Below are 9215 nucleotides of genomic sequence, written 5' to 3' on the forward strand. Positions count from 1 at the left end.
CGAAGCCGTGGGGGCCCCTCAGGCCGAGCGGAACTCCGCGTGCAGGCGGCGGGTGTGGTCCAGGACCCGGACCGGTCCGTCCAGGCGGACCGCGGCGGTCAACCGGACGTCGGTGCTGGAGGCCGCGATCCGCAGCTCCAGCTCTCCCGGCTCCACGACGCGTCGGCCGTCGCGCCCGGTGAAGGAGGCGAGATCGGCGGGGACGGCGATCCGGACCCGGACCCCCGCTCCCGGATCGAGGTCGATCCGCCGGTAGCCGACCAGCCGCTGCACCGGCTGGACCACGCCGGCGACGGGGTCGTGCAGGTAGAGCTGGACGGTTTCGCTGCCGCTCCGGTCCCCGGTGTTGCGCAGGGTGAAGGACAGCTCGAAGGTCCCGTCCGTCGCGGCGACGGCCCGTTCCACCTCCAGGTCGGCCCAGCTGAAGGTGGTGTAGCCGATACCGTGCCCGAAGCCGAACGCGGGCGTGGGATCGGTGCTGGAGACCTCGCTGGCTCCCGCCAGGCGGGCGGCCAGGTAGGTCGAGGACTGGACACCGGGCCGGGCCGGAATGCCGACGGGCAGTCGGCCCGAGGGGTTGATCCGGCCGCTGAGCACGCCGGCGACCGCCTCGGTGCCGGCCTCGCCCGGGAAGAATGCCTGGACGACGGCCGCCGCCTCGGTCACGGCCCGGCCCAGGGCGTAGGGCCGGCCGGCCAGCAGTACCGGTACGACCGGCGTGCCGGTGTCCAGCAGGGCGTCCAGCAACTGCTGCTGGACGCCGGGAAGTTCCAGGGACTCCACGTCGCAGCCCTCGCCGCTGGTGCCGCGCCCGAACAGTCCGGCCCGGTCGCCGAGGGCGACGATCACCACATCGGCCCACCGGGCCGCCTCGACGGCTTCGGTGAAGCCGGACGTGTCGGGGCTGTCGATGCCGGACCCCGGGACGGTGCGGATCCCGCTGCCGGGGAACTCGGCCGCCAGCGCCTCTGCGAGCGTGGGCAGCTCGATGCCGGCCGGGACATCGGGGTGCTGGCCGCCGACGTGCACGGGGAAGGAGTAGCAGCCGAGCACCGCGGTCGGGGCCTCGGCGTTGGGGCCGATCAGCGCGATCCGCCGTGGTGCTCGCAGCGGCAGGGTGCCGTCGTTGCTCAGCAGGACCACCGCCCGTTCGGCGATCTCCCGGGCCAGCGCGCGGTTCTCCGCCGGGTCGAGGTCGATCGCGCCGCGCAGCGCCTGCGGGTCGTCCAGCCGGAGCCCGGTGAGCGCGGCGGGGACGGCGTCCCAGTCCTCGTCCAGCAGGCCGAGTCGGGCCTTCTGGGCCAGGACGCGGCGCAGGGCCCGGTCGACCAGCGCCTCGGGGACCGTGCCGTCCTCGACGGCACGCAGCAGCGGTTCGCCGAAGGTCTTGACGGTGGGCAGTTCCACGTCGACGCCGCTGGCCAGGGCGAGCGCCGCGGCCCCGGCCCAGTCCCCGGCGACACCGTGCAGCACTTTGAGGAAGGCGATGCCGAAGTAGTCGGCGACCACCGTCCCGTCGAAGCCCCAGGTGTCCCGGAGCAGTCCGGTCAGCAGGGCTTCGTCGGCGGCCGACGGGATGCCGTCGGTGTCGGTGTAGGCGTGCATGACCGAGCGGGGGCGGCCTTCGCGCACGGCCATCTCGAACGGCGGCAGGATCACGTCGGCGCGTTCGCGGGGGCCCATGCCCACGGGGGCGAGGTTGCGTCCGGCGCGCGAGGCGGAGTAGCCGGCGAAGTGCTTGAGGGTGGCGACGACGCCCGCGGACTCCAGGCCCCGGACATACGCGGTGGCCACCGTGCCGACCAGGTAGGGGTCTTCGCCGATGGTCTCCTCGACCCGCCCCCAGCGGGCGTCGCGGACCACGTCGAGGACGGGGGCCAGGCCCTGGTGGACGCCGACGGAGCGCATGTCGCGGCCGATCGCGGCGGCCATCCGCCGGATCAGGTCGGGGTCGAAGGTGGCGCCCCAGGAGAGCGGCACCGGATAGGCGGTGGCGCCCCAGGCGGCGAAGCCGGCCAGGCACTCCTCGTGCGCGACGGCGGGTATCCCGAACCGGTTGGCGGCGGCGATGCGCTGCTGGCTGCGGGCGAGCGAGAGCGCGCCGAGCGCCGGGTCAACGGGAACGGTTCCGAAGGGGCGGGTCAACTGGCCCAGTCCGGACGGCAGCAGGTCGTCGAGGTCGGGCGGCGCATCCATGTCGTGCTGGTGCGGGGCGACCTCACCGCCCTCGTCGGAGGCACCGACCCAGACGCCGACGAGCTGGGCCAGCTTCTCCCGCGGCGTCATCTCGGCGATCAGGGCGTCCGCGCGCTCCTCGGGACCGAGCGCGCGGTCGCGCCATCGGCCGGTCCGGTCGGCGGACGGGGTGGCGAGGTTCGTGTGGCCGGTCATTTTCCTCCGACGCCCATCAGGCCCTGGATCAGGGCCCGCCGGGCGAACAGGTAGACGATGAAGATCGGGAGCATCGACAGCACCACGGCGCTGAGCAGGCCGGGCACGTCGACGCCGTGCTCGGTCTGGAAGTCGTACAGGCCGAGTGTGATGACCTTGGTGCTGTCCGACTGGGTGAGGATCAGCGGGAACAGGAAGCCGTTCCACGCCTGCAGAGCGGCGAAGACCACGACGGACGACAGGCCGCCCCTGGACAGCGGCACCACCAGCTGCCAGAACACCCGCCAGGGGGTCGCGCCGTCCATGGCCATGGCCTCGTAGAGCTCGTTGGTGATGTCGCGCATGGCACCCGTGAGGACCAGCGTGCACACCGGCAGGCAGAACGCAGCGGTGGGCAGGATGACGCCGAGCAGGTTGTCGTACAGGCCGGCCTTGCTGATGACGTAGAACATCGGCACGATCACGGCCTGCGCCGGGATCGCCAGACCCAGCAGGAAGATCCGGAAGACCGTGCCGATGGTCCTGCCCCGGGCCCGCACGATCGCGTAGGCGAGCGGGGGCACGACCAGCAGCACGATCGCCACCACGCACAGGGTGACCAGGAGCGTGTTGAGGAAGTCCTGTCCGAAGCCGTTGGAGAAGTCGTCGACGTAGTTCTGCAGGGTCAGCTCGGAGGGGAAGGTGAGCGGCCCCTTCGAGGAGTAGTCGGCGCGGGTCCGGAACGTCGAGATCAGCAGGACGTACAGGGGGAAGCCGACCAGGACGAGCCAGAGCGACGAACCGAGTCCGGCGAGGAGGTTGGGGCGCCGTCGCATCACAGTCCCTCCGAGGTGCTGCGCATCCTGTCGTAGCCGGACAGCCGCACGACCGCGAGCGAGACCAGGGTGGCGACCATCACGAGGACCAGGGCGATCGCCGAGCCCTCGCCGAAGTCGAAGCTCTTGAACGCCCGCCGGTACATGTAGAAGGCGCTGTTGGTGGTGTCGGTGCCCGGGCCGCCCTGGGTGAGGATCAGGACGGTGTCGAAGGTGGTGAGACCGCCGACCAGCATCAGGATCACCGAGGTGATCATGGTGTTGCGCAACTGCGGCAGGGTGATGTGGAGGAACTGCCGCACCTTGCCCGCGCCGTCGATCGCCGCCGCCTGGTACAGCACCCGCGGGATCGCCCGGGCCCCGCCCTGGTACAGCAGGGCGTGCATCGGCGTCCACTGCCACATGCCGACGAAGGTGAGCACCGCGAGGGCGCTGGCCTGACTGCCCATCAGGTTGCCGTCGCCGAAGAGCCACTCCATCTGCGAGGGCACCCCGAAGTTGGGGTCCAGGACGGCGCGCCAGACCACCGAGACCGCGGTCGCGGACAGCAGCAGCGGGATGAAGAAGATCGCGGACAGCACGGCGCGGTTGCGCTGGTGGCCGGCCGCCCACACCCCCAGCAGGATGCTCACCGGGGTCTGCACGACCGCCCCGGCCACGGTCAGTACCAGGGTCAGCCGGACGCTCTGCGTCATCACCGGGTCGTGCAGCAGCGAGGTCCAGTTGGCGAGGCCGTTGAACCGGGGGGCGTCGACCCCGTTCCAGCTGGTGAAGGAGAGTACCGCGACCAGTACCAGCGGCACGATGGCGAACAGCAGGAAGAAGACGGTCGCGGGCACGGCCCAGGCCAGGCCCGGGCGGGTCACCCCGACACCGGTCCGGCCCTCCGCCCGGAGGCGGCCGACGGACCCGGACATGTGGGAGAGAGCACTCATGGCGACCCGTCTCAGGAGGCGGGCAGGGCCTGCATGGCCCTGACGAAGCCGTCCACGTCGAGCTTGCCGCTGAAGAACTGCTGGACGGCGGTGCGGATCGGCGTGTTGGCGGCCGGCGGGTAGGCCTGGTCCCAGGACAGCTGGAACGACGGGGCGGCCTTGACCAGGTCGTACTGGTACTTCGAGTAGTCGGGGTCGGCCGCCGTGCCGAGGAACTGCTCGGTGTTGGTGGTGGTCGGCAGGTTGCCGATCGCCAGCTGCGCCTTGACGAACTCCTCGGAGTACATCAGCTTCAGGAAGGCCGCCGCCGCCTCGGGGTGCTTGCTCTTCTTCAGCACCGAGTAGAAGTTGTTGGTGTTGCCGACCAGGTTGGCCGGGTCGCCCTTGCCGCCGGCGATGCCGGGGAAGCCGCTGTACCCGAGCTGGCTCTTGGCGAACTCGGGATTGCCGTCCTGCTGGGTGGCGTACTCCCACGAGCCCATCAGCTCGAAGGCCGCCTTGCCCTTGGCCAGCAGGGCCGGTGAGCCGCCGTCGGTGAACTTCACCGAGTCGAAGTTCGAGCCGAAGGCACCGGCGTCGACCAGCTGCTCGAGCATGCCGAGGGCCTTCTTGGCGTCCTCGCTCTCCCAGGCGCTCCTGTCGCCGGACAGGGCCTTCTGGAACAGCTCGGGGCCCGCGACCCGGTCGAAGACGTACTCGTACCACATCAGGGTCGGCCACTGGTCGCCGCCGCCGAGGGCGAAGGGTGTGATGCCCTTGGCCTTGAGCGCCTGGACGGCACCCAGCAGCTCGTCCCAGGTCCTCGGGACGGCCAGGCCGGCATCGGCCAGCACCTTCTTGTTGTGGAAGAGCAGCACGGGCTGGGTTCCGCGCATCGGGATGCCGTAGGACTTGCCGTCGATCACCGCGGTGTTGAACACCGACGGCAGGAAGTTGCCCTTCAGCCCCGGGTCCGCGGCGATCATGTCGTCCAGCGGGAGCAGGAGGTCGGACTTCACATAGGGCTGGATGCTCCCGCCGCCCCAGTTGAAGAAGACGTCCGGCGCCTGGGGGGTGTTGATGACGGTGTTGAGCTTGGCCTGGTAGTCCGCGCCGGGGATGGTGTCCAGGACGGCCTTGACCTTCGACGTCCTGTTGAAGGTCTCGACGATCTGCTTCTCGACCTTGTTGCTGGCATCCCCGTACACCAGCACGTGGATCGTGCCGGAGTCCCCGCCGGAGGAGGGGGAGGAACCGGCGCTGCTGCAGGCGCTCGTCGTGACCAGGACGGACGTCAGACCGAGCGCAACAGCGGAAGCGCGTATCTTCACAGAGCTCTCCAAAAGTTTCGGGATGTACCTCGAAAACTTCGCTTGCCCGGGACGGTAAGTTGCGGAGATGTTTCGGGTCAAGCCCTCAACGCCTCCTTCCTGGAGGCTCCTTGGCCGGCTGCGGCGGTTCGCGCCCCGGCCGGGCGCGGAGTGGAACACCCCTGCGCACGGCCGGACCTGGGACGGACCAGGCCGGGAGTGGTCCCCGGTCAGGTCCGTCCGATGTTGGGCGAGTTCCCCGACGACCTCCCTCACGGGGGTGGCTCAGAAGTGTCGAAACTTTCGAAACTGCCGACTGTCCGAGGCATCACCCCGCGGGCTCAGCCGGTTCGGTACGGCCGGGCAGTGCCCACCCGTTCTCATCCGAAGGTCCACTGCTGGTTCCTGCCGCCGCTGCAGGTCCACAGCTGGACCGGGGTGCCGTCCGCGGTGGCCAGGCCGGCCACGTCCAGGCAGAGGCCCGACTGCACGCCGGTGACGGTGCCGTTGGAGTTCAGCTGCCACTGCTGGTTGGCCTGGCCGTTGCAGGTCCAGACGATCGCGCTGGTGCCGGGCGTGGTGCCGTGCGCGGCGGCGTCCAGGCAGAGCGTGGCGCCGCTCACGGTCACGGTCAACCGGCCGGACGAGGTCCTGGTCCAACTCTGGTTCGCACCACCCGTGCAGGCCCGGATCTGCTGCCGGTTGCCCGGCGCCGTGCTCGCGTCGGTCAGGCACTTGCCCGCGTCCACCGCGCGCAGCGCGCCGGTCGTGCCGCCACCGGAAGATGCCTTGTCCAGACCCATGAAGCGGATCGCCTCGGCGGCCATCGTGGATCCCTTGACCGGCAATTCGTGCCCGGCGCCGGCGAGACTGTACGCCTCCACCTGGGTGACGCCGGCGCCGTTGTCGTACCGGGTGCGGGTCCAGTTGGCGGCCGGGGTGTCCGTGGCCGACGGGGTCTGGCCCACGCCCAGGACGTCGGTCCACTGCTTGACCTCCTCGCCGAGGAGGTTGTGGCTCAGCGTGGTGTCGGCGGTTCCGTGCCACAGCTGCACCCGGGGACGCGGCCCGGTGTAGCCGGGATAGCCCGTGTTGCGCACCAGACTGCCCCACTGCTGCGGGGTCCTGGAGATCCGGCCCTGCGCGCAGGCCGGGTTCCAGGCGCGGACGGAGCCGGTGCGGAAGCAGTGGTAGGGCACTCCCATGAACGCCGCACCCGCCTTGTAGACGTCGGGGTACTCGGCGAGCAGCACGTTCGTCATCATCCCGCCCGACGACTGCCCGGTCACGTACACGGCGTCGGCGTTGCCGCCGTAGTGCTGCTCCGTGTAAGTGATCATCGACATCAGCCCGACCGGGTCACTGCCGCCGTCGCGGGTGAGCGCCTGGTCGGAGGAGACGTCCCAGCAGCTTCCGCCGGGGTTGCTCGAGGGGTAGACGACGAGGAAGCCGTACCGGTCGGCCAGCGACGCGAAGTCGGTGCTCGAGTACAGGTAGGGACCGCTCCCCTGGCATCCGTGCAACGCCAGCAGGATCGGCGGGTCGGCCCTGACGCTCGTCGGCACGTACAGGTTCATCACCAACCCGGTCGGATTGGTGCCGAAGTCGGTGATCCGGGTCAGCGAGGCCGCGGCTGCCCGGGGGGCGGTCGGCAGGCTCAGGCCCACCGCGAGGCAGAGCACGGCGAGCACGCCAAGCAGCCGGGAGACGAGCAGCCGTGAGACGAGCGGGCGGGATCGCGAGACGAGCGGGCGGGATCGGGACATGGGACCTCTCCGTCCGGCTAGCCAGATCGTGAGGAGGTTCCCGGCGCCCACCGCGGACCGACACCACCGATGGTCGCGCCGGTCCACCCCCGCCGTCAACGGTGTCCGCGCGGGCCGGGTGCCGCCGGTCCGGAGCGCCGGTGACCGGGGACGGCCTCGGCACGGCTCGTCAACGCCGGTTTATATCCTCGGTGTTGACAACCCGCACAGGGTTGCTGGAGATTTCACCCTGGCAGTGGATGTTTCTGCCAGGTAAATTGTGAACGCTAACAGACGTAGTCGAGGATCCGGCGCCCGCCCCTGCCCTCGCCGTCCCGCCGCACCGCACTCGCCGCGCCGTCCACCAGGAACGGACCGCCGACGGGTGCGCTCGCACCATCGCCGCCGCACGTCCTCTGCCCCCACCCAGCACGCGGCCCTCCTCCCGGCAGGGAGGTCCGGACCTGCGCTACGCCCCCGGGACGGTGCGGCACACCGTCATGTTCCGTCCTGGAGCGGACGGTTCAGGTGAAGGTCCGTGCCCGGGAGGCGGCCGTCGGGGCGCCGCGCGACGGCCGTCTCCCGTCCACCAAGAGAGAGGTCCCCCATGCACACCGGAAATCCCAGTCGCAGGAAACTGTCCGCACTGCTCGCCACCGGGGTCGCGGCCGCAGTGGCGCTGGCGGCCACGCTCGTCGCCGGCCCGGCCCAGGCCGCCACCACCGCCGCCCTGCGCGGGGTGGGTTCCGGCCGCTGCCTCGACGTGTCGAACGCCGGCCGGTCCGACGGCTCCGAGCTGCAGATCTACGACTGCTCGGGCGGCGCCAACCAGCAGTGGACGTCGACGTCCGCCAACCAGCTGGTGGTCTACGGCAACAAGTGCCTGGACGTTCCGAACCATGCCACCACGCCCGGCACCCGGGTGCAGATCTGGTCCTGCAGCGGCGCGGCGAACCAGCAGTGGCGGGTGAACGCCGACGGCACGATCGTCGGCGTCGAGTCCGGGCTCTGCTTGGACGTCACCGGCGCCGGTACGGCCAACAGCACGGCGGTCGGGCTCTGGACGTGCACCGGTGGCAGCAACCAGAAGTGGACCGGCCTGACCGGGACGACACCCGACCCGACGGGCGGCACGTGCGCCCTCCCGTCGAGCTACCGGTGGTCCTCCACCGGTGCGCTGGCGCAGCCCGCCCACGGATGGGCCGCGGTGAAGGACTTCACCACCGTCACCTACAACGGCAAGCACCTGGTCTACGCCTCGAACGTCAACGGATCCTCCTACGGTTCGATGGCGTTCACCCCGTTCACCAACTGGTCGGACATGGCCTCGGCCGGCCAGACCGCGATGAACCAGAACGCGGTGGCGCCCACCCTGTTCTACTTCGCCCCCAAGAACATCTGGGTCCTCGCCTACCAGTGGGGCCAGTGGCCCTTCATCTACCGCACCTCCAGCGACCCCACCAACCCCAACGGCTGGTCCGCCCCCCAGCCGCTGTTCACCGGCGGCATCCCCGGCGCAGCCCCCATCGACCAGACCCTGATCGCCGACGACCAGAACATGTACCTGTTCTTCGCCGGTGACAACGGCAGCATCTACCGGGCCAGCATGCCGATCGGGAACTTCCCCGGCAGCTTCGGCTCCACCTACACCACGGTCATGAGCGACACCGTGAAGAACCTCTTCGAAGCGCCCCAGGTCTACAAGGTCAAGGGCCAGAACCAGTACCTCATGATCGTCGAAGCCCGCGGCGCCAACGAACAGCGCTACTTCCGCTCCTTCACCGCCACCAGCCTCAACGGCTCCTGGACCCCCCAGGCGGCCACCGAGAGCAACCCCTTCGCCGGCAGGGCCAACAGCGGAGCCACCTGGACCAACGACATCAGCCACGGCGACCTGGTCCGCGACAACCCCGACCAGACCATGACCGTCGACCCCTGCAACCTCCAACTCCTCTACCAGGGCATGGTCCCCGGCTCGACCGCCCCGTACGACCAACTGCCCTGGCGGCCGGGCCTCCTCACCCTCAAGCGCTGACCCGG

Annotated in this window: 6 protein-coding genes; 1 reads left to right on the forward strand and 5 read right to left on the reverse strand. The window is 70.5% G+C overall.

All coding sequences use genetic code 11. The features are described from left to right. Window positions 1-18: 18 nt before the first annotated feature. The 5 genes from BI06_RS39630 to BI06_RS39650 form a co-directional block, all read right to left on the reverse strand. A complete protein-coding gene (locus BI06_RS39630) occupies window positions 19-2391 on the reverse strand; it encodes a beta-glucosidase (protein WP_051742834.1) in 2373 nt (790 codons plus the stop codon). Next, window positions 2388-3206, reverse strand: coding sequence for a carbohydrate ABC transporter permease (locus BI06_RS39635; protein ID WP_030394424.1), 819 nt, complete (start codon window positions 3204-3206; stop codon window positions 2388-2390). The genes BI06_RS39630 and BI06_RS39635 overlap by 4 nt, the downstream gene beginning before the upstream one ends. Beyond that, window positions 3206-4123, reverse strand: a complete 918-nt coding sequence (locus tag BI06_RS39640) for a carbohydrate ABC transporter permease (RefSeq protein ID WP_051742835.1) — start codon at window positions 4121-4123, stop codon at window positions 3206-3208. Before BI06_RS39640 ends, BI06_RS39635 begins: the two co-directional genes overlap by 1 nt. 29 nt (window positions 4124-4152) lie before the next feature. Next, window positions 4153-5451 (reverse strand): ABC transporter substrate-binding protein, encoded by a 1299-nt coding sequence (locus BI06_RS39645; protein WP_030394426.1) that lies wholly within the window; start codon window positions 5449-5451, stop codon window positions 4153-4155. Between the two features lie 359 nt (window positions 5452-5810). Then, window positions 5811-7196: a PHB depolymerase family esterase gene (locus BI06_RS39650; protein WP_051742836.1), complete on the reverse strand. Its 1386-nt coding sequence runs from the start codon at window positions 7194-7196 to the stop codon at window positions 5811-5813. A 586-nt stretch (window positions 7197-7782) separates the two neighbouring features. Here BI06_RS39650 and BI06_RS39655 point away from each other — a divergent pair. Further along, window positions 7783-9210 carry a non-reducing end alpha-L-arabinofuranosidase family hydrolase gene (locus tag BI06_RS39655; protein WP_043476664.1) on the forward strand — a complete coding sequence of 476 codons (1428 nt, stop codon included), beginning with the start codon at window positions 7783-7785 and terminating at the stop codon, window positions 9208-9210. Window positions 9211-9215: the final 5 nt, after the last annotated feature.

Origin of the sequence: Kitasatospora sp. MBT66 (assembly GCF_000710405.2) — a bacterium.
Taxonomy (GTDB): Bacteria; Actinomycetota; Actinomycetes; order Streptomycetales; family Streptomycetaceae; genus Kitasatospora; species Kitasatospora purpeofusca.

What these genes read in the sequence shown, in the direction of transcription:
- BI06_RS39630 (WP_051742834.1), bottom strand. Translation starts at nt 2,391, where the DNA reads ATGACCGGCCACACGAACCTCGCCACCCCGTCCGCCGACCGGACCGGC.
- BI06_RS39635 (WP_030394424.1), bottom strand. Translation starts at nt 3,206, where the DNA reads ATGCGACGGCGCCCCAACCTCCTCGCCGGACTCGGTTCGTCGCTCTGG.
- BI06_RS39640 (WP_051742835.1), bottom strand. Translation starts at nt 4,123, where the DNA reads ATGTCCGGGTCCGTCGGCCGCCTCCGGGCGGAGGGCCGGACCGGTGTC.
- BI06_RS39650 (WP_051742836.1), bottom strand. Translation starts at nt 7,196, where the DNA reads ATGTCCCGATCCCGCCCGCTCGTCTCGCGATCCCGCCCGCTCGTCTCA.
- BI06_RS39655 (WP_043476664.1), top strand. Translation starts at nt 7,783, where the DNA reads ATGCACACCGGAAATCCCAGTCGCAGGAAACTGTCCGCACTGCTCGCC.